The sequence below is a fragment of the Coprococcus eutactus genome (genome assembly GCF_001404675.1).
Classification (GTDB): domain Bacteria; phylum Bacillota; class Clostridia; order Lachnospirales; family Lachnospiraceae; genus Coprococcus; species Coprococcus aceti.
This window is the reverse complement of the sequence record NZ_CYXU01000001.1, coordinates 747827-770824: the sequence shown is the minus strand read 5'-3', so window position 1 is coordinate 770824 and position 22998 is coordinate 747827. Positions and strand designations below refer to the sequence as shown.

Sequence of the window (22998 nt, the reverse complement as noted above, 5' to 3'; positions counted from 1 at the left end):
GTTTTTTTATGCCAGAATATTTATATCAGAATAGTTTGTTCAGGACTGCAAGGATATAGGCGTGGGATTGCTCACATTTTTCGTGTAATTCGGTGCTGTCCGAAAGAAAACGGTTTCCTTTAAGATCTGTATCATAGAATATCTCTCCGTGAAATCCTGGTGGACAGGGTATGAAGCTGCCGGTCTTGGTGGTGAAAGCATTGTCCTTTGTCGCTTTTTCCTTGTGGGCATCGTCCACATAAGCCGCCATTGATTTGTGTATGGCCATGTGCTCCATAGGTAGATAGTAATAATTTTTGTAGTCCTTGAAGAAGTATTTCATTTCGGTGTCCCGGGTCTTTGGAACGACCACATGCATATGTGTGTTACATGCATTTACAAGAATTCCATTCAGGGATTCCGTTATGCGGCATGGAAGCTTTGGAATGGAACAGTTGTATGTTATTGAATCGATGGTATCGGATATATCATCTATCTGAAAGTCATCAGGAATATGAGGGATATTCACAAATTCAGATATAGATATAAGCCCTCTTATATCGTCATGGTTATGGGTGAGCATATCGTCAAGCAGAGATTCGTCGTGAGAATTCAGATAATGCTTGTAGGCGGATATAAGATCGCCTCCTGATATAAAAGTATTTCTCTGGAAGTCAATCAGATGCTCTATGTCAAACTGTTTAGCCGAGTCCAGACGCAGAAGCTTTTTGTATTTTCTGGTTGTTCTATATATATCCACGCTCTGTATATTGTCAAGCGTAGAGTCCACGTCGAATTGCTCCATCTTTTTCAGCAAGTAGGGGATGTCAAAGGTATCGCCGTTGTATGACACCAGTATTTTGTGATTCTTTAGGATCTGTTCAAAATGGGACAGCATTTCAGGCTCTGAAGTTCCGTTGTCATTGAATATCAACTGGGTGCGAAATGCACTGTCTGAGAAATATGAACATCCGATCAGATAGAGATCCGAACGTTTGGCGCTGAGGCCGGTTGTTTCTATATCAAAATAGAGTATATCCGACAGCTCGTCCGATATGTGAGCTGTATCTACATTTATGTCTTCAGTATATTCAAAAATTTTCATAATGGCTCCTTTTGGTTCCTTGCGTAAGGTACATTATAGAACATGCATTGTTCTGCAATATATATAGTAGCTGTCGTTTTTAAAAAAAGCAAACATATATTCACAATTGATAAATAATATGATATAATTACGAAGATTTAGTGTCGGTTTCTATGCGATTTTGAGATACCGTCATATATTACAGGACAGGAAAAGTTAACGGATGATTTCATATATTCGAGGAGCACTTGAAATAAAGGGTGACAATTATATAGTGATTGAGTGTGGTGGAATAGGGTATCAGCTCATGGTATCCGGAAAGTTTATGGAGAAGCTTCCACCGGTACATTCAGAGATAAAAGTAAGCACATACATGTATATACGCGAGGATGAGATATGTCTGTTTGGCTTTGAGAATGCAGATGAACTCAATGTGTTCAAGATACTGCTGGGAGTGAGCGGTGTGGGGCCAAAGGTAGCCATGTCTCTTCTGTCAACACTCACCGTGAATGAGCTCAGGCTTGCGGTCATATCTGAGGATGTAAAGGCCATATCAAAGGCTAATGGAATCGGGGCAAAGGGCGCTTCGAGGATCATTCTGGAGCTCAAGGATAAGCTGAGTATGGAGGATATGATAGATGCAGCATACAATGATTCGGTTGCTGTGCAGACCGCTGCAGGCGATGTGAGAACAAATGTCATATCGGCTCTCACAGCACTTGGATATTCAGGTGTTGAGGCGGGACGTGCTGTTTCGCGTGTAGATGGTTCAGCGGATATGGATGAGGAGCAGCTTCTTAAGGCGGCACTCAGATTTATGATATAGAATATTGATCAGATAGGTAGAAAAAATGGGCAGAATTATTTCAACAGAAAGCTTGGACATAGAAGAACAGAAAAGTGAATATAATCTCAGACCTCAGTATCTGTCGGAGTATATTGGACAGAAAAAGGTCAAGGATAATCTGCACATATTCATAGAGGCGGCGAAGAAGAGAAATGAGCCACTGGATCATCTGCTTCTGTATGGACCGCCGGGACTTGGTAAGACGACGCTGTCGACCATTGTGGCAAATGAGATGGGGGTAAATATCAAGATCACCTCGGGACCTGCCATAGAAAAGCCCGGTGAGCTTGCCGCGATACTCAACAATCTGTCGGACAACGACATTTTGTTTATCGATGAGATACACAGACTCAGCACACAGGTTGAGGAGGTGCTCTATCCGGCTATGGAGGATTACGCAATAGATGTTGTGATAGGCAAGGGCGCAGGTGCAAGGTCGATCAGACTTGATTTGCCAAGATTTACCCTGATAGGTGCAACGACGAGGGTCGGAATGTTGTCGGCTCCCCTAAGGGACAGATTTGGAATGGTGGACAAGCTGGAATTTTATACCCATGACGATCTGAGAGAGATAGTGATGAGGTCAGCGGAGGTTCTTGGAGTTGACATAGACGAGGAGGGTGCACTTGAGATCGCAAGAAGATCAAGAGGTACACCGAGACTTGCGAACAGACTTCTCAAGCGCTGCAGGGATTATGCTGAGGTGTGTCATGACGGCCATATAGATCACGATGTTGCTAAGGCCGCTCTGGACAAGCTTCAGGTCGATTCCATGGGACTGGACGTGAACGATAGAAATATATTAATGACAATGATAGAGAAATTTGCAGGAGGGCCTGTCGGTCTGGATACACTGGCGGCTGCCGTTGGTGAGGATCCGGGCACGATAGAGGATGTGTATGAGCCGTATTTCATAATGAATGGATTCATAAACAGAACTCCCCGGGGAAGAGTTGTCACTGATCTATGTTACAGACATTTTGGACTGGATGCATTTATAAAGGATAAGTAAAGGAGAATGGGATATGGCACAGAAGAATGATATCAAGGTGGTAATCAACAATAAAGTATATACATTGAGCGGCCAGGAGAGCGAGGACTATCTCCAGAATGTGGCGACATATATCAATGGCAAGATAGCAGAATGTCAGTCATCTGAGGCGTACAGGAGATTTAACGCAGAGTATCAGAATGTTCTGCTTGCACTGAATATAGCCGATGACTACTTTAAGGCAAAGGATCAGGTCAATCAGATGCTCACCGAGGATGACGACAAGGATAAGCAGATATATGATCTGAGACATGAGGTTATCGAGGTGCAGATAAAGTATGAGTCTGCACAGAAGATGATAGAGGAATACAAAGAGAAGATAAGTGAACTTCAGAGACAGATCATAAAACTTGAAGCGGAGAAAAATGTTAAATAAGACTGAAATTTTGGCGCCGGCGGGCAACACGGAGGCGGTGAGAGCTGCAGTCAATGCATATGCAGACGCGGTATATCTTGGAGGCAGTATGTTCAGTGCCCGGGCATTTGCCGGTAATTTTGATGAAAAAGAATTGCTTGATACCATAGACTATTGTCACAGATTCGGAGTGAAGGTCTATATGGCGATCAACACACTGCTTAAGAATGAAGAGATACAAAGGCTCCCATCATATGTGGAGCCTTATTACAGGCAGGGCGTGGATGGGATAATTGTACAGGATATGGGAGTTGTCTCCGTTCTGGGCAAGTCGTTTCCAGACCTTCCATTGCACGGAAGTACACAGCTCAGCGTGTCCAGTTCACAGGGCGCTGCGTTTCTGAAAAGCATAGGCATGACCAGATTTGTGCCATCGAGAGAATTGTCATTGTCAGAAATCACAGAGATCAAGAAAAATGTTGATATAGAGGTGGAGACATTTGTCCACGGAGCGATGTGTTACAGCTATTCCGGAAGGTGCCTGATGAGCAGCTTTGCCGGAGGAAGAAGCGGTAACAGGGGAAGGTGTGCCCAGCCGTGCAGAAAGCAGTATGCCTCAAATGATGTAAATGAGTATATGCTCAGCCTGAAGGATATGTGCATGTTGAAGAGTCTGAGCAGGCTCATAGATGCGGGAATTGATTCTTTCAAGATAGAGGGAAGAATGAAAAAGCCAGAGTATGTGGCTGCAACCGTGACTGCGTACCGTGAGGTCAGAGATGCTTATCTGGCGGGCGAATCAGTGGAGAAACTGGCAGAGGAGCAGGAGAAGAAGCTTCTCGACATATATAACAGGGGCGGATTCTACTCAGGTTATTATTACACATCCAATGGCAAAAAGATGCTTGCGAACAGCAGACCGAACCACACAGGAATTAAGGTTGGGCGTGTGAATGCGGTAGAAAAGCCATATGTGGATATAAAACTTGACGAGAATGTATCCGCAGGCGATGTCCTTGAGATAAGAGGCAGAAATGGTGATGTGGAGCTCACATGCAATGTGGCGGCAAAAGCGGGAAAGAATGTCAGACTTAAGGCGAAGTCATTCAGGAGCATTGCAAAGTTCAATGATGTATACCGTACAAGAAACGGTAAGCTTCTGGAAGATATACAGAATAATATAATAAATGCCGACAGGAAGATAGAGCTCGTTGCACATGTCAGTGCGTATGCGGATCAGCCATTAGAGCTTAAGCTTTCAACTGTAGAAGGAAAGTGTTCTGTCTCAGTCGAGGGGCCTGTGTGTACACAGGCACTTAACAAGCCTGTCACAGAGTCACAGATAGTTGACAAGATCAAAAAGACAGGCGGTACAGATTATGTGCTCGTGGATATAGCTGCTGATGTATCTGACAACCTGTTTGTACAGATAAGCGCAGTGAACAACCTGAGGCGGGAGGCGCTTGAACAGCTTGGACTGCAGATCTCACAGAGTTACAGGCGGGATGGCGGTGCAGTAAGAACTGGCCTGCCTAGCGCTGAAAGACCTCTTGAAAATGTGAAAAACAACACTGTTCACGGTGTTACAGTTGGAGTGTCGGACGCTGACCATGTAAATATTGTTAAGAATTATAAATGGGTCAGCAATGTAATAGTAGATTATAATGTCAGAAAATATGCAGATGAATTGAAGCAGGCCGGATTCAGAGTGATCCTTGCTCTGCCTGAGGTATTGCGGCAGAGAGAGCTTGACAGATATTCAGGCCTTTCCGGTGAACTTGGTTCATTTGACGGTGTGATGATCAGAAATTATGATGAGCTGGGAATTCTAAAGAAGTTGGACTATAAGGGACTCGTGATCGCAGATGCCAGTCTCTATGCGTATAATGATAATGCGTTTGATTTCTATAGAGAGAATATGGGTGATGTGTGCTTTATGTGCTCAAACGAGCTCACACTTGATGAGATACATGGTCTTTCATATGATACACTCATAAAGCTCTATGGTCATCAGAAGGTTATGATCACTGCAAACTGTATAGCAGGCAATTACATGAACGGCTGTGCCTCAAGGAAGATGTCCCGGAATGTCCTGACGGATGACAGGGGAAACAGATTCTATGTCAGAAATGACTGTGCGCACTGCTATAACATTATATATAATGGTGTTCCTACAAATATGATAGACAGACTGGCTGAAACCGGTATTTCAGGTAAAGACTGTTATATTGAATTTACAATTGAGGATACTAATAAAGTAAAGGATATAATGGACAGTCTGGAGCTTGTCATGTCAGGGGAAAAAGCAGTATCCATGTCTGTAGATCAGTATACCAGGGGACATTATTACAATGGAATCGATTAAGATTTTTTGATAAAGGTGGAAACATGATAACAATAGTAACGGAGATAGCGAAGTATTTGATCATATTTTTTATGGTTTTATACACCGTAAAATGCTTTACGGTTTTAAAGCCTGTGCCTGCCGATAAGAAACGGCGGGCGCTTAATGTGCAGATATTTTATGTGTTCATGATACATTTTCTTTGCTATCTGACATTATATCTGCATTATGAGAAGAAGAGCATACTTATATTTTATCTGCTACAGATGATAGTATCCATAACATATATGGTTTCATATCATGCCATTTATAAGGGCTCATCGAGACTTATAACGAACAATATGTCATTCCTTCTTCTCATAGGTTATGTCATGCTGACAAGACTTGATTTTGACCTGGCGAAGAAGCAGTTTATATTTGCCACGATCATGTTGGTGGTGACGGCATTTGTGCCGTTGTTCGTGGTAAAGTTCCCGCAGATAAAGAAATGGAATATATTCTATGCGGTGTTTGGTATAGGCTTCCTGTGCACGGTGTTCATCCCGCATGTGGGAGTTGATAAATATGGTTCAAACAACTGGATAAGCATAGGCGGAATATCGATGCAGCCTATGGAGATCGTCAAGATCATATTCGTATTCTTCCTTGCCAGCTCATTTGAAAAGGCAAAGAACTTTAAGGATATGATGAAAACGATCTGTGTAGCAGGACTTTTCATGCTGGTTCTGGTGGCTGAGACGGATCTCGGTGGTGCGGTGATCTTCTTCATGGTATTTGTCATGATGCTGTACCTTGCCACTGGTAAGCACAGCATACTTATAGGCGGAGGCCTCGGAGGTTCGGTTCTTGCTGTGGTTGGATATATGCTTTTGAAGAATCATTTCAGCCATGTCACCATGAGAATCGATGCATGGCTTAACCCGATCGAATATATAGATGGAAGTGGATATCAGGTTGCACAGAGTCTGTTTGCGATAGGCTCGGGCGGATTCGAGGGAACGGGTCTGTGCCAGGGACTTCCGACATCGATACCGGTCGTGTCCAGTGATTTTATATTTGCTGCGATATGTGAGGAGCTTGGAGTTATATTTGGACTCTGCCTGCTTCTTATGTATCTGAGCTGCTTCATATATTTCATCAATATATCGATGAAGATAAGAGATGCTTTTTATAAGAATGTAGCCTTTGGTTTTACAATATGCTTCATATTCCAGATATTCCTGAACGTTGGCGGTGTTGTGAAGTTCATACCATCTACGGGTGTGACGCTGCCACTTGTGAGCTATGGAGTGAGTTCGGTTGTCAGCACACTCATTATATTTGGAATAATTCAGGGTATATGTGTATTAGAGAACAGAGGAGTTGATAAAAATGTCAGACAGGAAAGTATCAGCAGGGAAGAGTGGACAGAGACCCCAGTTGCGGTCAGGGGCCAGTCAAACAGCGGTGAAAAACAACGCAAACAGAAAAAGCCAGTCCAGCGCAAAGCAAAGACAGGATACGACAGGAAAGAGACGAACTCAGATGAATTCTGGGGAGAATAGTGACATTCTGGACAAGAAGACAAATGACAAAAAGAATGTGCCTGTTCTGGTTATAACATATTTTGTTGTCATAATCTTTATCTGTATGTTTGCATATATTATCGTGTTTATGGTGAGGGATTCAAGAACATTCATCGCCAATTCATACAATGGGAGACAGTCTCTCTATGCGGAGAAGATAAAGAAGGGAAGCATCATATCCAGCGATGGAAATGTCCTTGCGGAGACATTGACGGATGATGATGGAAATGAGTACAGAAATTATCCATATTCCAATGTGTTCGCACATGTTGTCGGATATGACAGCAACGGACAGGCGGGACTTGAGATGAGCTCCGCGTACTATCTCCTGACATCAAACCAGAACATAATCACGCAGACATACAACAAGCTCAGGAATGAGAAGAGTCTGGGAAACAATGTCATAAGTACACTGAATACCACGCTGCAGAGCACGGCTTACGATGCACTGGGATATAATGACGGCGCTGTTGTGGTTATGGAACCGGATACTGGAAAGATCCTTGCCATGGTCTCAAAGCCTGATTTTGATCCGAACTATATAGACAGTGTGATAGAGGATTCACAGGATTCTGACAGCTCTTATCTGTTGAATCGTGCAACACAGGGTCTGTATCCACCTGGTTCAACCTTCAAGGTACTCACGGCTCTGGAGTATATTCATGAGAACAGCAATTATCAGAAATATTCGTATGAGTGCGAGGGCGAGGATATATTTGACGGAGTACAGATACACTGCTCAGATTATGCGGTTCATGGAACTGTGGATCTGGCGGACTCACTGGCGAAATCTTGTAACACTTCATTTGCCAATATAGGAATGAAGCTCAACAAGCAGTCGTACAAGGATCTGTGTGAGAAGTTCCTGTTTAACAAGGATCTTCCTTATGACGGATATTACAGAAAATCAGTATTCGAGTTAAATGCAACCTCAGATGATTCGGAGATACCGCAGACAGCCATAGGACAGGGCGACACACTTATAACACCTCTGCACAGTGCCATGATCATGAGCACCATAGCAAACGGAGGAGTCATGATGTCCCCATATCTTATCGACAGGATAGAGACATGCGATGGCAATCTTGTAAAGACATTCAAGCCGAACACCTACGGTAAGATCATATCTGCATCTGACGCAAGACTTCTGAAGGATCTGATGCTTGGCGTAACATCATATGGTACGGCATCGGATGCATTTGCAGATTGCTCATATACCATAGCCGGAAAGACAGGTACTGCGGAGTTCAACGACAACATGGATTCACATTCGTGGTTTGTTGGATTCTCAAATGTTGATGATCCGGATATAGTCGTATGTGTCATAGTTGAGAATGCAAGCTCAACTGGAGCTTCAGCAAAGTATATTGCCAGACAGCTCTTTGACGCATACTATAATTATGTGAAATAATTGCACAAAATGATGCGTATGCCATTAATACGTGATCATATTTACTTTAAAAATAATTTGACATATGATATACTGACTTCAAGTTTTATTTACACACCCGGAAGAAACAGGAGGAATTGCAGTGATAGAAGCAACAAGCTGTGGAGGGGTGGTAATCTTCAGAGGAAAAGTATTGTTGTTGTATAAGAACTACAAGAACAAATACGAAGGATGGGTTCTCCCCAAGGGAACTGTTGAAAAGGGCGAGGAGCACGATGAGACCGCCTTGCGAGAAGTGAAAGAGGAGACAGGTGTAAGCGCATCTATAATCAAATACGTGGGAAAGAGCAATTACACTTTTAACACGGCATTTGATGTGGTAAATAAGGATGTTCATTGGTATCTCATGATGTCTGACAGCTATTACAGCAAGCCACAGAGAGAAGAGTATTTCGTGGATTCCGGTTACTACAAATACCATGAAGCCTACCACCTTCTGAAATTTCCTAACGAGAAGCAGATACTTGAACAGGCATATTCAGAGTATGTTGATCTTAAGAAAAAGAATCTGTGGGGAAACAAGAAGTATTATTAATCAACAAAAGGACTTCTGTATGCAGGTACAGAAGCCTTTTTAGTTTTCTTTTGAGGGTAAGACATGAACAGAAAGAATGCAGACAGATCAAAACAAAAGAAAAAGAGAACAGCAAAGGATATAGTTCTGGACATACTGTTGGTCGTTTTTTTACTTATAGCAGTTGGGAGCGGTGCGTATCTTGGAAGGTATTATTATATTGCGAAGAATGCGCAGAATAACTTCAATGATCTTAAAGGAATGCTCGATACCGATGGGGATGATACCGAAAAGGTTACGGTGGAGGTCTCGGATAAAAGTAAGGACAATGGCGAGAAGAAGATACTCAAGAAGTTCGAGAAGTTATACGAGAAGAATAGTGATATTGCAGGATGGCTCACGATCGATGGCACGACCATAGATTATCCGGTCATGTACACTCCCGATGACAACGATTATTATCTGCATCTGGACTTCGATAAGAACTGGAGTGATCCGGGTACACCGTTCATAGATATGAACTGCAGACCGTTTGATGACAGAACGGACAATGTTCTCATATACGGACATAACATGAAGTCGGGAATAATGTTCAGAGAGCTGCTTCAGTATGAGGATGAGAGCTTTTATAAGAAGCATAAGAATATCAAGTTTGACACGTTGTATGAGACCGGAACATACGAGGTCATCGGTGCATTCCGATCGGAGATATATCCTGACGATGACACGGAGCACTATCATTATTATGAGTTCTTTAACGCTGCGGATAAGGCGGAATTTGATGAATATATTGATTTTGTCAAGTCAAACACATCATATGACAGCGGTGTTACGGCTGAGTACGGTGATGAACTCATCACACTTTCAACATGCGCTTCACACACTGAGGATGGCAGATTTGTCGTGGTTGCGCGAAGGATAACAGGGGATGATAAGTAGTTGACACTAAATGGGGCATGTGTTAATATAACAAATGTCGCAAGCGCCGGCTTGTCGGAATTGGCAGACGAGGCAGACTCAAAATCTGTTGGTGGCAACATCGTGCGGGTTCAAGTCCCGCAGCCGGCATTATATTGAGCCTGAAACCTGAGTAGAATCAAGGGTTTCAGGCTCTTTTGGTATACGTGGGAATAAGATCTTGAAATGAATGGGAGGTGATATATTATGATGAGTAGAAAAGTAAAACAGCAGGTGAATTCGGCTGTGAATGAGTTGGATATGAATCTGGCGAACAACTACAAGGATCTGGCGCATAAAGCCTTGAAGGAACTTGATGAGCTGGTTACGAAGCTTAATGAGGAGGGGCAGCTCAAGGAAAAGGACTACACCAAACTGAGGGATAAAGTGGATGATTACAAGAGACGTATGGCGGGATATCATCACTGACAGTATGTCATAATGACATAATATCGTCACTGAAAGATTATGACCGGGAGACTGCAGAACAACGGATGTATGTAGCTTCCCGGTCATATTTGTCTGTGTGTATCAGTATTGCTTCATTATCTCTCTGCGAAGCTTCTTGATTATTCTTTTTTCCAGCCTGGATATGTAGGACTGGGATATTCCCAGGAGATCAGCCACCTCCTTCTGAGTCTTTTCTACCCCACCTATGGTGTTTATTCCATACCGCAGTTCTATGATGGTGCGTTCCTTTTCACAGAGCTTTGATATGGCATTGTCGAGGAGATTGTAGTCTACCTCTGTCTCCAGATCACGGTAGACTACGTCCTCATCCGTTCCCAGAATGTCGGACAGAAGCAGTTCGTTGCCGTCCCAGTCAACATTCAGCGGTTCATCGATGGACACCTCTGTTCTGAGCTTGCTGTTGCGACGGAGAAACATGAGTATCTCATTTTCAATACATCTTGATGCGTAGGTAGCAAGCTTTATGTTTTTGTCATTTTTGAAGGTGTTTATGGCCTTGATGAGACCGATCGTGCCTATGGATATCAGATCCTCAATTCCGACACCCGTGTTGTCAAATTTTTTAGCAATGTATACGACAAGTCGCAGATTTCGCTCTATCAGCATTTTCTTTGCGGAATCCGACTGGTTGTTTGTGAGTTCGTTTATGACCACGGCCTCCTCGTGGGGTTCCAGCGGGGCGGGAAGTACCTCGGTTCCTCCAATATAATATATATCTTTGCCGCTTTTCAGGGAGCGCAGTGAAATATTGCTGGCAACAGTAAATTTGAAGTCGTTACCCCTTATTGTGTTTAACATGTCTTTTGCCTCTTTTCATATAATATTTGCTTAAAAGAATACATTTGTCTGTGTGAAGTATATTAAATGTATTTGGGCTGATACCGATCAGTGGTCTGTGTTCCATGTATGAGCTGTCGATGAACATGTAGTCAATGTCCATGGCGAGCATAAGCTGATTTCCGGAGCATATCGTATTGTAGGGAATTATGTGTATTCCGGCCGGAATGTCATCACGGTAATCATATTCATATATGGAAGACGGTTTTTTGATGTAGTCATCGAGCAGTGGAGTCAGTTCCGGTGGAGCCAGTTCGATGGCTACGGCGTATGTAGTCACGGCGACGTTGCGTCCTGTGAGATTGCATCTTAGCGTGTTACCTGTGTCCAGGTAACCGATAGCATTGGTGATCCTTGAATGTCTGCCTAGTAATACATTTGTCAGAAAGTTCAAATAATTCACTTCTTTTCATGTAGTGCAATTGGAATTATATATGTGGGCCGGTAAGAAAATGGTCGTATTACAATAAATGAAGCATCGATATTTCGATTGAATTTTTAATTTGTTGATGGAAATGTGGTTAAGTTTTTCAATATACGACTATATATTTGAAAAATGTGTATAAATCTGTGGATAATGTGGAAAAGTGCTAAAACATCCTAAAAAGTGCGAAATAAGCAAACAATTTGCGACATAGAGCGATATTTTGTGCAATATAATGATAAAAAATGAGAAATGTATATGTATGGATGACAAAATAAGCCCTGAACTTAAACTTGCCATGGATGCGGATGGTTACATGCCGTACAGCAGTCTTTATCTTGGATATAACGCATCCGATGATTCGTGGATGCTGATAATCAGACATTCCGGTGACATAGATGATCTTGAGGGAGATATTCTGAATAGCTGCGTTTATCTGCTCGGGGGATATGCCATAGTGAACGTGTATTCCTACAATATAAAAAGGCTTCAGGAAGAGCCGAGGGTACTTTATATCGATAAAGCTCAATATTACAGTTATGGTGCGGGTGTCGCCTATGACAGATACAGATCCTGCATAACGGAAAATTTCATGTCGAAGTATGGGCTCACAGGCGAAGGCGTATGTATCGGAATTATAGATAGCGGCGTGAATATCCTCAACCGGGAATTTGCAGATGACGCCGGCTCCAGGATAGTCATGTATTGGAACCAGAATACAGATTATGAAAGGACTTACCCAAACCGCTATGGTCTTGGACGGATATATGATCAAAGTGAGATCGGGCAAATGTATGAGGACAGGCGGCTGCCCGGTGTCATGGGAGAGCAGCACGGCACGGAGGTTGCATCTGTGGCCGCCGGGAGCAATATAGGAGTGGCGGGAAAAGCCCGGATCATTGTCGTTGAACAGTCGCTTGAACGCGCGCTGCCGGACACGATAGGTATAATGATGGGGATAGATCTGCTTGTGAGATACAGCATGGAGACTGGAACTCCGGTAGTGATAAATCTTTCATATGGAAATAACTTTGGAGCCCATGATGGCACGTCGACACTTGAGCTGTTTGTTAATTCTGTGGCCCAGATGGCTAAGGTGTGTGTTGTCACGGGTTCAGGAAATGACGGTGGAAGACAACTGCATACCAGCGGTATGCTTGGAAATGTAAGCTATGCGAGTATTGACATTGCGGTGGCGGCCGGTGTGAAAAACTTTGGCCTGCAGATATGGAAAAACTATATCGACAGCTTCGATGTGCTTGTCTATTCGCCGTCCTACGACCTTGTGGCGTATCTCACGGAGGGACAGATAGTATCCGGGGCGTATTATGGGAGTACGGAGTTGCTTGGGATATTCCAGGGACCTTCACCTTACAATGTCAAGCAGCTCATATATGTATTTTTCCAGTCTGAGACCGGGGATATAGAGCAGGGGATATGGCATGTGAGGATTGCACCGAAGAGCATTGCAAATGGGATATTCAATGCGTATCTACCCGGTGACAGTTATGTGACGGGGCAGGTTGCATTTGAGAATCCTTCGGTGTATGGAACCCTCACGATCCCGGGTACGGCATCAAATATAATAACGGTGGCTGCCTATGATCAGGTAAATGCATCCATAACGGGATTTTCAGGCAGGGGTTTTACGTCGGATAATGCCATAAAACCGGATATTGCAGCTCCGGGTGTCGGAGTGACTGTCAGCTATGGTGAGTATGGATACGGAAATGCCGATGGCACATCGCTGGCGGCGGCATTTGTGTCTGGCTGTGCGGCACTTATCATGGAATGGGGGATAGTCCTGGGGAACGATCCATTTATGTACGGAGAGAGGGTTAAGGCTCAGCTTATAAGGGGAGCAAAGCCTCTCGGTTCACTGGGCAGTTACCCGAACAGATATACAGGCTGGGGGACCGTGTGTATGGAAAACAGCTTCAAAGGATTAATTGTATGAAAGATTTGCAAAAAGATGTGGTTTTATGTCAAGTAATTGTGTATAATTTGATTCATACGTGCTTTTTGCAAGTATAAAAGAAAAAAACGGGGTATTTCACATATGGTAGGATTTTATAATTATACAGTTATTTTGACATATATGAGCCTGGTGTCATCTATCACAGGCATGTTCTTTACATTTACCGGACACCTTAGCATAGGAATATTGTGTCTTGCACTTTCCGGTCTGTTTGATGCATTTGACGGAAAAGTCGCAAGGAGCAAGAAGGATAGGACTATGGATGAGAAGAGATTTGGTATCCAGATAGATTCTCTCTGTGACCTGGTGAGTTTTGGAGTTTTTCCTGTTGTATTGTGCTGGTATTCAGGAATGAACACGCCGTTTGGAATGGTTATTCTTGCACTGTACTGTCTGGCTGGAATGATAAGACTTGCATACTATAACGTGCTCGAGGAGAAGAAGAACAATGATGATGATGATGCTGAGGTCATAGAGCAGCCAGATGGAAGAAAGTATTTCCATGGAATGCCGATCACCGCAATATCGGTGGGGCTTCCTATAATATACGTTACGTCACCTTTGCTTGGGTCCTCTTTCCCAATTCTGCTTCATGGAATCATGATACTTGCAATGATACTTTTCATAACAGATTTCAGATTCCCTAAGCCAACCACAAAGGAACTTATGGTGATAATTGTCATTGTGGCAGTTGCCGTAGTTTGGCTTATGATAAGATACATGGTCAGACGTCATATCATAACTATTCCTTATTTTATATCCCTTCTATTATAAGTTATAAGTGTATAGGAGCTATGAAAAATAAAAGATATAGAAGTAATTTGGCTAAACCGGATATACAGAAGCGATGAAGGATGATGTATAAGATATGATAAAGAACAAATATGCAATATACAAAAGATCAAAACATAATGAGTGTGTATCGACACAGGACAGAGTCCTGCGCCTGTTATATGGCAACAGAGCGGGTCGTATGGTGCTGGGATGGCTGATCAGACCAGAGGTGTCAAAGCTTGTGGGAAGATTCATGGACACTGGATTATCCAGAATCATGATCAATCCATTCATTAAGAAAAATGATATTGATATATCTGTGTGTCAGAAGAATGAGTTTGACTCGTATAACGATTTCTTCAAGAGAAAGCTGGTGCCGGGAGCAAGGGCCATAGATATGACCGATGAAGGTTTTGTGAGTCCATGTGACAGCAGGCTTACGGTATATGATATAGAAGACACAGAACGACAGACTTTCAATATAAAGGATTCAGAGTACACGGTGGCATCTCTCCTCAGGGACAAAAAGCTTGCGAGACACTACAGAGGTGGAAAATTGTGGCTGTTCAGACTGTGTGTCGATGATTATCACAGATACATATATAATGTGTCTGGAAAGCAGTCTGATGTCAGACGTATAGAAGGCTTATATCACACAGTTAACCCTATAGCCAGTGAATATTACGACATTTACAAAGAAAATACCAGAGAGTATTGTCTTATAAGGACGCAGGATGCGGGAACCATCATTGATATGGAGGTTGGAGCACTTCTGGTTGGTCGTATAGTTAACAGGTATGTGGATTCCACGGATGTCAGAAGAGGAGAGGAAAAGGGCTATTTTGAGTTTGGTGGCTCAACAATCATTCTTCTCATCCAGAAGGACAAAGTCGCTCCTTTAGACAGAATAGTTGAAAATTCTAGAAAAGATATTGAGACCAGAGTCAGACAGGGCGAGCTGGTTGGATATGTACGTTAAGAGCAATATTATATATTCCATATAAAACAAGAACAGCGTATAGCTTGCTATGGAGCTATACGCTGTTCCTGTTTTGTTGTTTATCCAGTCTGTGTCAGAACTTATATTCTATGTTTTATTCATTTGTAGAATTCACATGCCTCTTGATGGCCTCAAAAGTCTCCTGGCTTATAACGTGTTCGATCTTGCAGGCATCCTCGGCTGCGGTCTCTTTTGCAACGCCGAGACTTGTGAACCATGAAGACAGAAGCTGGTGCCTCTCATATATCATCTCTGCAATTTTTTTACCGGCTGCTGTGAGAGTTATGTATCCTGAATCGCTTACTTCTATATAACACATCTCCCGGAGATTCTTCATAGCAACGCTTACACTTGATTTCTTATAGCCAGTCTCGTTGGCAACATCAACGCTTCGGACGACCGGAAGCTTCTGGCTGAGAACGAGAATGGTTTCAAGATAATTCTCTACTGATTCATTCGTGGTCAACATTATTATATATCCCCCTTATATTTAACATTATAAATGTATCTGTATCAATGTAGCAATTATAAATAATATATCATAAATGAATTTTTTATTCAATTTTATAATTGAAATACGAATTTCGACAAATAGGCACTTTTTATCAATAAAAGAGCCGTGTTTTGTTCAATTAGTCCAAAATGATTAATATTATTGACATCTAATTAATGTTAGTATATACTAACCACGATATGAAAATCAGTGGTTTAAGTTGCTAGTTAAGGAGGTGCAATTATGCCATTAACATTTGCAAAACCGGGAGAAGCCAATGTGATCAAAAAGGTTGGCGGGAGAGAGAAAACACGATTGTTTCTTGAAAAGCTGGGCTTTGTTGAAGGCAGTGTTGTAACTGTCGTGGCAGAGAATGCAGGAAATCTTATAGTTAATATCAAAGATTCCCGTGTTGCCATTGATAAAGATATGGCCAGCAAGATACTTGTATAGGTACGATTACATGTATCTGACTGACGACAAAAGTATGTAAAAGGAGTAAGATCATGAGCACATTAAAAGATGTCAAGGTTGGCAGTACTGTCACTGTCAAGAAGATTGCAGGCGAGGGTCCTGTAAAGAGACGTATCATGGACATGGGCATCACAAAGGGTGTACAGGTTTATGTTCGTAAGGTTGCCCCTCTCGGTGATCCTGTAGAGGTTACTGTAAGAGGCTATGAGTTATCAATACGTAAAGCTGATGCTGAGATCATAGAGGTAGAGTAACAGCTTATTTTTTTGTTCATACGTTAGTATATGCTAACATATGATAGAAAAGGCTAATATGAAGTACGCAGACGCCGTGCGTAAGCCCCTTTAAATGCGTCTGCACAATACAATAGGAAAGAGGGTAAACAATGTCAGTAAAGATTGCACTTGCAGGAAATCCTAACTGCGGTAAAACAACATTATTCAATGCTTTAACTGGCGCTAACCAGTACGTAGGTAACTGGCCAGGTGTTACAGTTGAGAAGAAAGAGGGTAAGCTTAAGGGTAACAAGGATGTTATCATAACTGACCTTCCTGGTATCTATTCACTTTCTCCGTACACTCTTGAGGAAGTTGTTGCCAGAAATTATCTTATTCAGGAATATCCTGATGCCATCATCAACATTATCGATGGTACTAACATAGAGAGAAACCTTTATCTCTCAACACAGCTTATTGAGCTCGGAATCCCTGTTGTCATGGCTGTTAACATGATGGATCTTGTAAAGAAGAACGGAGACTCCATCAACATCAGGAACCTGAAGGAAGCTCTTGGATGTGAGGTCGTTGAGATCTCAGCTCTTAAGGGTACCGGTATTGACGAGGTTAAAGAGAAGGCTATCGCAGCAGCAAAGTCCAAGACAGCAAATGCAAGAGTTCACAACTTTGATGAGGCTGTTGAGGCTGCAATCGAGAGCGTAAGCACTAAGCTTGACATGGAGGAGAACAGAAAGAGATTCTTCGCGATCAAGCTCATCGAGAAGGATAGCAAGATCATAGAGCAGATGAAGAATGCTCCAGATTGCTCAGCAGAGATCAAGAAGCTTGAGGATGACTTCGATGATGACACAGAGAGTATTATCACAAGTGAGAGATATTCATACATTTCATCAATCATTGACAAGTGTGTAAAGAAGGCTGCAAATGGACAGAAGCTTACAATATCAGATAAGATCGACCGTGTTGTAACAAACCGTATCCTTGCACTTCCTATATTCGTTCTCATCATGTGGCTCGTATATTATATAGCAATGTCAACAGTAGGTGCATGGTGCACAGACTGGACAAATGATAACCTGTTCGGCGATGGTTTCCATCTCTTCGGCATCGGAAGCTCAGCTTATGAAGATGCATCAGGTGACTATGATGCAGCAACAACAGCACTCGATGCATACGGCGTACTCGTAACAGATGACGAGGATGCTGTTGATGTAGATGCCACAAAGGCAGCTATCGAGGCAAACACAAACACAGAGGCAAGCGTTAAGTATGAGATGGAAGATGAGGAGACACTCGATACATACGATATCGATGTATACTACTCAGAGGTTCCAGCAAATGCTGACGAAGAGACAACAAACGCAATGTCATATCTTGATGCAGTTGATTACTTCAACGAGACACAGATGGCAGAGATTGATCCTGCTGATTATGGTGTATTTGTTCCTTCAATCCCAGATCTCATCTCTGCAGGACTTGACAAGATTGGATGTGCAGACTGGTTACATGGACTTATCATCGATGGTATTGTAGCCGGTGTTGGTGCTGTACTTGGTTTCGTACCTCAGATGCTCGTACTGTTCATCTTACTTGCAATCCTTGAGTACTGTGGATATATGGCACGTATCGCCTTCATCATGGACCGTATCTTCAGAAAGTTCGGTCTCTCAGGAAAGTCATTCATACCTATCCTTGTAGGTACAGGTTGTGGTGTGCCAGGTATCATGGCTTCACGTACAATTGAGAATGAGAAAGACCGTCGTATGACAGTCATGACAACAACATTTATACCATGTGGTGCTAAGGTTCCATTTATCGCCATGATCGCCGGTGCTATATTCGGTGGTTCATCAATAGTTGCAACAAGTGCTTACTTTATTGGTATTGCAGCAATTATATGTTCTGGTATAATACTTAAAAAGACAAAGATGTTCGCCGGAGATCCATCACCATTCGTTATGGAGCTTCCACCTTATCATATCCCAACAGTAGGTTCTGTACTCAGAAGCATGTGGGAGCGTGGCTGGTCATTCATCAAGAAGGCTGGTACGATAATCACACTTTCAACAATCGCTGTATGGTTCACAACATACTTCGGATTTGTTGATGGTTCATTCCAGATGCTTGATGAGAGCCAGATCGATTACAGTATTCTTGCAAAGATCGGTAATGCGATAGCATGGATTTTCGTTCCACAGGGCTGGGGCAACTGGCAGGCAACTGTAGCATCTATCACAGGTCTTGTTGCCAAGGAGAACATCGTTGGTACAATGGGTATCCTCTACGGTGGTGGAGACGGTACAGTTTACCAGGCACTTGCAGGTGCATTCACAACAGCAAGCGGATTCTCATTCCTTGTATTCAACCTTCTCTGCGCACCATGTTTCGCAGCTATGGGTGCTATCAAGAGAGAGATGAATAGTGCTAAGTGGTTCTGGTTTGCAATCGGATATCAGTGTGGATTTGCTTACCTTGTAGCACTTGTTGTATACAGAATCGCAGGTCTCTTCACAGGAGCTTGTACATTCGGTGTATGGTCAGTAGTAGCAATTGCACTTGTTGTTCTGTTCTTCTTCATGCTGTTCCGTCCGGATCCAAACAAGAAGGTAAAGACAAGCAAGGAGTTCCTCAACGCTTAACTTTTCATAAGGAGGGACCCACGTAAGTGGGAGGAATCCTTATGAAGCACGCAGACGCCGCGCGTAAGCGCATTTAAATGCGTCTGCTCCATATAATATAAAAGGAGTGGTGACTTATGTCAGAGTATCTTGGTACAATCATTGTGGCAGCCATAATCGTTCTGATGGTGTTCTTCATTGTCAGAGGTATGGTTAAGGATAGAAAAAAGGGCAAACACATATGTGGCGGTGACTGTTCGAGCTGTCATGGCGGATGTAGTCACAAGCTCTAAAAAAATAATAGTTGTAGTATAAAATGAATGTGCGTCGTAAAAAATTACGGCGCACATTTATTTACAATGTGCTTGCATTAAGAAAGAATTTACTATATTATAAAAACATGTTGGTACACGACTGGCGGAGACAGCCGATGGCTGGTAGGAATTACCTACAGGGAGTGTACTGTTAAGACAAGCCGACCGCCTGGGCAAGCAAATATATCAAGACATGTATTTGTGTGCGCAGGTGGCCGGCTTTCTTTTGTAGGATGCTTTGCAGCATAACATCAGCTCACAGGTACGAGAAAACACATGGAGGTACAACAGAAAATGGAAATGTTATCACTTGAGAAGGAACTTAGCGAAAATGCATATCCAGGACGCGGAATCGTTATCGGTGTGTCCGAGGATGGTAAGAAGGCAGTGACAGCTTATTTCATCATGGGAAGAAGCTCAAACAGCCGTAACAGAGTATTTGTGACAGAGGGTGAGGGCATCAGAACAGAGGCATTTGATCCTTCAAAGCTTGAGGATCCAAGCCTTATCATCTATGCACCTGTAAGAGTTCTTGGCAACAAGACTATAGTTACAAATGGCGATCAGACAGACACTATATATGACGGACTTGACGATGAGCTCACATTTGAGCAGTCACTCAGAAGCAGACAGTTTGAGCCTGACGGCCCTAACTACACACCTAGAATCTCAGGTGTCATGCACATAAAGAATGGTGTGTTCGACTATTCAATGTCCATACTTAAGAGCAACAACGGCAACCCTGCTGCAAATAACAGATACACATTCTCATACGAGAACCCTGTAGCCGGTGAGGGACATTTCATTCACACATATATGCATGATGGTAATCCGCTCCCAAGCTTTGAGGGTGAGCCAAAGTGGGTTAAGATATCCGGTGATATCGATGAGTTCACAGACAAGGTATGGAACAGCCTCAATGAGGACAACAAGGTGTCACTGTTCGTCAGATATATTGACATCGCAACAGGTGAGTATGAGACAAAGATCGTGAACAAGAATAAGTAATTAAAGAATAAAGGAGATATTTGATCATGAACGAGATTCAGTTAAAGTACGGTTGTAATCCAAATCAGAAGCCATCAAGAATATATATGGAGGATGGCAGTGATCTTCCTGTTAAGGTTTTAAACGGCAAGCCTGGATACATCAACTTCCTTGATGCATTTAACGGATGGCAGCTCGTAAAGGAACTCAAGGCGGCAACAGGACTTCCAGCAGCAACATCATTCAAGCATGTTTCACCAGCAGGCGCTGCAGTTGGACTTCCACTTACAGATACACTTGCAAAGATCTACTGGGTAGATGATCTCGGAGAGCTCTCACCACTTGCATGCGCATATGCAAGAGCAAGAGGTGCTGACAGAATGTCATCATTCGGCGATTTCATCGCACTTTCAGATGTATGTGACGCAGACACAGCACGCCTTATCAAGAGAGAGGTATCAGATGGTGTTATCGCTCCTGGATACACAGATGAGGCTATGGAACTTCTTCTTGCAAAGAAGAAGGGAAATTACAACATCATCCAGATAGATGAGAACTATGTTCCTGCTGAGATCGAGAGAAAGCAGGTATACGGTGTTACATTTGAGCAGGGAAGAAATGAGCTCAAGATCGACAAGGATCTTCTGTCAAACTTTGTTACAAAGAACAAGGATCTTCCAGAGCAGGCTGAGATCGATATGAAGATCGCGCTCATCACACTCAAGTATACACAGTCCAACTCAGTATGCTATGTAAAGGGCGGACAGGCTATAGGTATCGGAGCCGGACAGCAGTCAAGAATCCACTGTACAAGACTTGCAGGACAGAAGGCAGACAACTGGTTCCTTCGTCAGTCACCACAGGTTATGGGACTTCAGTTTGTTGACGGACTTGGAAGAGCCGACAGAGACAATGCCATCGACGTATACATGGGTGATGAGTATGAGGACGTTCTTAAGGAAGGCGAGTGGCAGAAGAGATTCAAGGTTAAGCCTGAGGTGTTCACAGCAGAGCAGAAGAAGGCATGGCTTGCGCAGAACACAGATGTTGTCCTTGGATCAGATGCATTCTTCCCATTCTCAGACAATATAGAGAGAGCTCACAAGAGCGGTGTCAAGTACATTGCACAGCCTGGCGGATCAGTTCGTGACGATCTTGTTATCGAGTGTGCTGACAAGTACGATATGGTCATGGTATTTACAGGAATCAGATTATTCCATCACTAATCTGCCAGACCTGTCGGCGTCAGATATTGTATTTATAGAAGAATTGAGAGCGGTTTTGCTGATGAAAATCAGCAAAACCGCTTTTTTACTTTATATATTTGTTGGATTGTGCTAATATAAAATGATGTATAAACTGCGGTAGCTATGCCGTGTAATAAAAATACTGTGATTCAAAGGAGATAACATATGTCTAGACGTAAACGCAGCATATTTAAAGAGAGAAGAAAGATCAACTATAAACTAATTTTTGCATTGGTGATACTTGCGTGTGTGGCTGTATTGCTGATCTCATACGCTATATCGGCAATAGTGTCACAGAAGGATGAACTTTACGATCAGGGCGTAAAATATTACAAGTCAGGTTCGTATCAGGAGGCAATAGATTCATTTGACAATGCCTTGGCAGAGAATCAGTTGTTCTCAAAGAAAAAGGATCAGAATATAAAGCTGTATCTGGCTGATGCGTATCTCAAGAGCGCGCAGTACACAGAGGCCGCAAATACATACAACGAATTGATACAGGATTCATTTACCGGATCAAATGTAAAAGATCTGAAGGAACTGGCAACTGCACTCAGTGATTTCTCACAGGGAAATTATGGCGGTGCTCTCGATGTGCTTCTGAAGCAGGCGGAGACATATCCGGAGCTTTATATGTACATAGGAACATGCTACGCAGTTACTGATGAGTCCGATAAGATGTTTGAGAGCTATGAAAAATATGTCCAGACATTTGGATTTAACTCGTATGTATATGCCATGTACGGTTCATATTATCTGAATAACGGTGATATGGAGTCTGCGATCGCATATATTACAAATGGACTTGACAGTGGAGACAAGATATACAGAAAAGAGCTCCTGATGCTTGAGATAACATATTATGAGAAGGACGAGGATTACGATAAGGCTTATGAGATAGCGGGACAGCTTGTGTCTGAGTATCCGGATTATGAGAAAGGACAGAAGGAGTATACATTCCTGAGCACAAGAGTGTCACAGTAGTATTTGTATTGGGAG

At 42.8% G+C, this 22998-nt stretch carries 23 protein-coding genes, 1 tRNA gene and 1 riboswitch; of the genes, 20 read left to right on the top strand and 4 right to left on the bottom strand.

The annotated features are described in order from the left end of the window. Nucleotides 1–25: 25 nt before the first annotated feature. Nucleotides 26–1084: a ribonuclease H-like domain-containing protein gene (locus ARA78_RS03385; RefSeq protein WP_055144524.1), complete on the bottom strand. Its 1059-nt coding sequence runs from the start codon at nucleotides 1082–1084 to the stop codon at nucleotides 26–28. A 202-nt stretch (nucleotides 1085–1286) separates the two neighbouring features. On the opposite strand from ARA78_RS03385, the gene ruvA reads away from it, so the two are divergent. From ruvA to ARA78_RS03335, 10 genes are all read left to right on the top strand, one after another. Further along, nucleotides 1287–1889, top strand: coding sequence for a Holliday junction branch migration protein RuvA (gene ruvA, locus ARA78_RS03380; RefSeq protein WP_055279978.1), 603 nt, complete (start codon nucleotides 1287–1289; stop codon nucleotides 1887–1889). A 25-nt stretch (nucleotides 1890–1914) separates the two neighbouring features. Beyond that, complete coding sequence (ruvB, locus tag ARA78_RS03375; RefSeq protein WP_022216513.1) at nucleotides 1915–2922, top strand: Holliday junction branch migration DNA helicase RuvB; 1008 nt, start codon at nucleotides 1915–1917, stop codon at nucleotides 2920–2922. Nucleotides 2923–2935: 13 nt separating this feature from the next. After that, entirely contained in the window at nucleotides 2936–3337 is a 402-nt protein-coding gene (locus tag ARA78_RS03370) for a cell division protein ZapA (protein ID WP_015534892.1), read from the top strand. After that, a complete protein-coding gene (locus ARA78_RS03365; protein ID WP_055279977.1) occupies nucleotides 3327–5681 on the top strand; it encodes a peptidase U32 family protein in 2355 nt (784 codons plus the stop codon). The genes ARA78_RS03370 and ARA78_RS03365 overlap by 11 nt, the downstream gene beginning before the upstream one ends. Nucleotides 5682–5704: 23 nt before the next feature. Continuing rightward, on the top strand, nucleotides 5705–7204 hold the full coding sequence (locus ARA78_RS03360) for an FtsW/RodA/SpoVE family cell cycle protein (protein ID WP_055279976.1): 1500 nt from the start codon (nucleotides 5705–5707) through the stop codon (nucleotides 7202–7204). Continuing rightward, on the top strand, nucleotides 7185–8636 hold the full coding sequence (locus ARA78_RS03355; protein ID WP_071849453.1) for a peptidoglycan D,D-transpeptidase FtsI family protein: 1452 nt from the start codon (nucleotides 7185–7187) through the stop codon (nucleotides 8634–8636). Before ARA78_RS03360 ends, ARA78_RS03355 begins: the two co-directional genes overlap by 20 nt. Nucleotides 8637–8757: 121 nt before the next feature. Then, entirely contained in the window at nucleotides 8758–9210 is a 453-nt protein-coding gene (locus ARA78_RS03350) for an NUDIX hydrolase (protein ID WP_022216509.1), read from the top strand. Nucleotides 9211–9273: 63 nt separating this feature from the next. Next, nucleotides 9274–10128, top strand: a complete 855-nt coding sequence (locus ARA78_RS03345; protein WP_022216508.1) for a class B sortase — start codon at nucleotides 9274–9276, stop codon at nucleotides 10126–10128. 45 nt (nucleotides 10129–10173) lie between these two features. Beyond that, a tRNA-Leu gene (locus tag ARA78_RS03340) sits at nucleotides 10174–10257 on the top strand. 96 nt (nucleotides 10258–10353) lie between these two features. After that, nucleotides 10354–10575: a hypothetical protein gene (locus ARA78_RS03335; RefSeq protein ID WP_015534896.1), complete on the top strand. Its 222-nt coding sequence runs from the start codon at nucleotides 10354–10356 to the stop codon at nucleotides 10573–10575. A gap of 102 nt (nucleotides 10576–10677) precedes the next feature. Here the strand turns inward: ARA78_RS03335 and sigE are convergent, their stop codons facing one another. Together sigE and ARA78_RS03325 are read right to left on the bottom strand one after the other, a co-directional pair. After that, nucleotides 10678–11415 (bottom strand): RNA polymerase sporulation sigma factor SigE, encoded by a 738-nt coding sequence (sigE, locus tag ARA78_RS03330; RefSeq protein WP_015534897.1) that lies wholly within the window; start codon nucleotides 11413–11415, stop codon nucleotides 10678–10680. Then, the gene (locus ARA78_RS03325; protein ID WP_082418048.1) at nucleotides 11393–11857 is read right to left on the bottom strand and encodes a sigma-E processing peptidase SpoIIGA; all 465 of its coding nucleotides are present in this window, start codon (nucleotides 11855–11857) and stop codon (nucleotides 11393–11395) included. The genes sigE and ARA78_RS03325 overlap by 23 nt, the downstream gene beginning before the upstream one ends. Nucleotides 11858–12140: 283 nt before the next feature. Here ARA78_RS03325 and ARA78_RS03320 point away from each other — a divergent pair, with 283 nt between their 5' ends. From ARA78_RS03320 to ARA78_RS03310, 3 genes are all read left to right on the top strand, one after another. Then, nucleotides 12141–13835 carry a S8 family peptidase gene (locus ARA78_RS03320; RefSeq protein ID WP_055279974.1) on the top strand — a complete coding sequence of 565 codons (1695 nt, stop codon included), beginning with the start codon at nucleotides 12141–12143 and terminating at the stop codon, nucleotides 13833–13835. Nucleotides 13836–13937: 102 nt separating this feature from the next. Next, nucleotides 13938–14630, top strand: a complete 693-nt coding sequence (locus ARA78_RS03315) for a CDP-alcohol phosphatidyltransferase family protein (RefSeq protein ID WP_055144505.1) — start codon at nucleotides 13938–13940, stop codon at nucleotides 14628–14630. 94 nt (nucleotides 14631–14724) lie between these two features. Further along, a complete protein-coding gene (locus tag ARA78_RS03310) occupies nucleotides 14725–15609 on the top strand; it encodes a phosphatidylserine decarboxylase (RefSeq protein ID WP_055279973.1) in 885 nt (294 codons plus the stop codon). 115 nt (nucleotides 15610–15724) lie between these two features. Here ARA78_RS03310 and ARA78_RS03305 read toward each other — a convergent pair whose 3' ends face one another. Beyond that, on the bottom strand, nucleotides 15725–16099 hold the full coding sequence (locus tag ARA78_RS03305; protein WP_022216504.1) for a metal-dependent transcriptional regulator: 375 nt from the start codon (nucleotides 16097–16099) through the stop codon (nucleotides 15725–15727). A 267-nt stretch (nucleotides 16100–16366) separates the two neighbouring features. On the opposite strand from ARA78_RS03305, the gene ARA78_RS03300 reads away from it, so the two are divergent. The 7 genes from ARA78_RS03300 to ARA78_RS03270 all read left to right on the top strand — a co-directional run bounded on the left by ARA78_RS03300 (nucleotide 16367) and on the right by ARA78_RS03270 (nucleotide 22983). Beyond that, entirely contained in the window at nucleotides 16367–16576 is a 210-nt protein-coding gene (locus ARA78_RS03300; protein WP_004851067.1) for a FeoA family protein, read from the top strand. Between the two features lie 53 nt (nucleotides 16577–16629). After that, nucleotides 16630–16851, top strand: coding sequence for a FeoA family protein (locus ARA78_RS03295; RefSeq protein ID WP_022216503.1), 222 nt, complete (start codon nucleotides 16630–16632; stop codon nucleotides 16849–16851). A 131-nt stretch (nucleotides 16852–16982) separates the two neighbouring features. Next, the gene (gene feoB / locus ARA78_RS03290; protein ID WP_055279972.1) at nucleotides 16983–19472 is read left to right on the top strand and encodes a ferrous iron transporter B; all 2490 of its coding nucleotides are present in this window, start codon (nucleotides 16983–16985) and stop codon (nucleotides 19470–19472) included. A gap of 116 nt (nucleotides 19473–19588) precedes the next feature. Then, nucleotides 19589–19744 (top strand): FeoB-associated Cys-rich membrane protein, encoded by a 156-nt coding sequence (locus ARA78_RS03285; protein WP_004851061.1) that lies wholly within the window; start codon nucleotides 19589–19591, stop codon nucleotides 19742–19744. A gap of 107 nt (nucleotides 19745–19851) precedes the next feature. Continuing rightward, nucleotides 19852–19947: riboswitch (ZMP/ZTP riboswitch) on the top strand. 112 nt (nucleotides 19948–20059) lie between these two features. After that, the gene (locus tag ARA78_RS03280; RefSeq protein WP_022216500.1) at nucleotides 20060–20773 is read left to right on the top strand and encodes an IMP cyclohydrolase; all 714 of its coding nucleotides are present in this window, start codon (nucleotides 20060–20062) and stop codon (nucleotides 20771–20773) included. A gap of 26 nt (nucleotides 20774–20799) precedes the next feature. Further along, a complete protein-coding gene (locus ARA78_RS03275) occupies nucleotides 20800–21978 on the top strand; it encodes a phosphoribosylaminoimidazolecarboxamide formyltransferase (protein ID WP_015534899.1) in 1179 nt (392 codons plus the stop codon). 186 nt (nucleotides 21979–22164) lie between these two features. After that, a complete protein-coding gene (locus tag ARA78_RS03270; protein ID WP_055279971.1) occupies nucleotides 22165–22983 on the top strand; it encodes a tetratricopeptide repeat protein in 819 nt (272 codons plus the stop codon). The last annotated feature ends 15 nt before the right edge of the window (nucleotides 22984–22998 follow it).

Excerpts from the sequence above, each read along its gene's own strand:
- ARA78_RS03385 (WP_055144524.1), bottom strand. The coding sequence starts at position 1,084 with ATGAAAATTTTTGAATATACTGAAGACATAAATGTAGATACAGCTCAC.
- ruvA (WP_055279978.1), top strand. The coding sequence starts at position 1,287 with ATGATTTCATATATTCGAGGAGCACTTGAAATAAAGGGTGACAATTAT.
- ruvB (WP_022216513.1), top strand. The coding sequence starts at position 1,915 with ATGGGCAGAATTATTTCAACAGAAAGCTTGGACATAGAAGAACAGAAA.
- ARA78_RS03370 (WP_015534892.1), top strand. The coding sequence starts at position 2,936 with ATGGCACAGAAGAATGATATCAAGGTGGTAATCAACAATAAAGTATAT.
- ARA78_RS03365 (WP_055279977.1), top strand. The coding sequence starts at position 3,327 with ATGTTAAATAAGACTGAAATTTTGGCGCCGGCGGGCAACACGGAGGCG.
- ARA78_RS03360 (WP_055279976.1), top strand. The coding sequence starts at position 5,705 with ATGATAACAATAGTAACGGAGATAGCGAAGTATTTGATCATATTTTTT.
- ARA78_RS03355 (WP_071849453.1), top strand. The coding sequence starts at position 7,185 with ATGAATTCTGGGGAGAATAGTGACATTCTGGACAAGAAGACAAATGAC.
- ARA78_RS03345 (WP_022216508.1), top strand. The coding sequence starts at position 9,274 with ATGAACAGAAAGAATGCAGACAGATCAAAACAAAAGAAAAAGAGAACA.
- ARA78_RS03335 (WP_015534896.1), top strand. The coding sequence starts at position 10,354 with ATGATGAGTAGAAAAGTAAAACAGCAGGTGAATTCGGCTGTGAATGAG.
- sigE (WP_015534897.1), bottom strand. The coding sequence starts at position 11,415 with ATGTTAAACACAATAAGGGGTAACGACTTCAAATTTACTGTTGCCAGC.
- ARA78_RS03320 (WP_055279974.1), top strand. The coding sequence starts at position 12,141 with ATGGATGACAAAATAAGCCCTGAACTTAAACTTGCCATGGATGCGGAT.
- ARA78_RS03315 (WP_055144505.1), top strand. The coding sequence starts at position 13,938 with ATGGTAGGATTTTATAATTATACAGTTATTTTGACATATATGAGCCTG.
- ARA78_RS03310 (WP_055279973.1), top strand. The coding sequence starts at position 14,725 with ATGATAAAGAACAAATATGCAATATACAAAAGATCAAAACATAATGAG.
- ARA78_RS03305 (WP_022216504.1), bottom strand. The coding sequence starts at position 16,099 with ATGTTGACCACGAATGAATCAGTAGAGAATTATCTTGAAACCATTCTC.
- ARA78_RS03300 (WP_004851067.1), top strand. The coding sequence starts at position 16,367 with ATGCCATTAACATTTGCAAAACCGGGAGAAGCCAATGTGATCAAAAAG.
- ARA78_RS03295 (WP_022216503.1), top strand. The coding sequence starts at position 16,630 with ATGAGCACATTAAAAGATGTCAAGGTTGGCAGTACTGTCACTGTCAAG.
- feoB (WP_055279972.1), top strand. The coding sequence starts at position 16,983 with ATGTCAGTAAAGATTGCACTTGCAGGAAATCCTAACTGCGGTAAAACA.
- ARA78_RS03285 (WP_004851061.1), top strand. The coding sequence starts at position 19,589 with ATGTCAGAGTATCTTGGTACAATCATTGTGGCAGCCATAATCGTTCTG.
- ARA78_RS03280 (WP_022216500.1), top strand. The coding sequence starts at position 20,060 with ATGGAAATGTTATCACTTGAGAAGGAACTTAGCGAAAATGCATATCCA.
- ARA78_RS03275 (WP_015534899.1), top strand. The coding sequence starts at position 20,800 with ATGAACGAGATTCAGTTAAAGTACGGTTGTAATCCAAATCAGAAGCCA.
- ARA78_RS03270 (WP_055279971.1), top strand. The coding sequence starts at position 22,165 with ATGTCTAGACGTAAACGCAGCATATTTAAAGAGAGAAGAAAGATCAAC.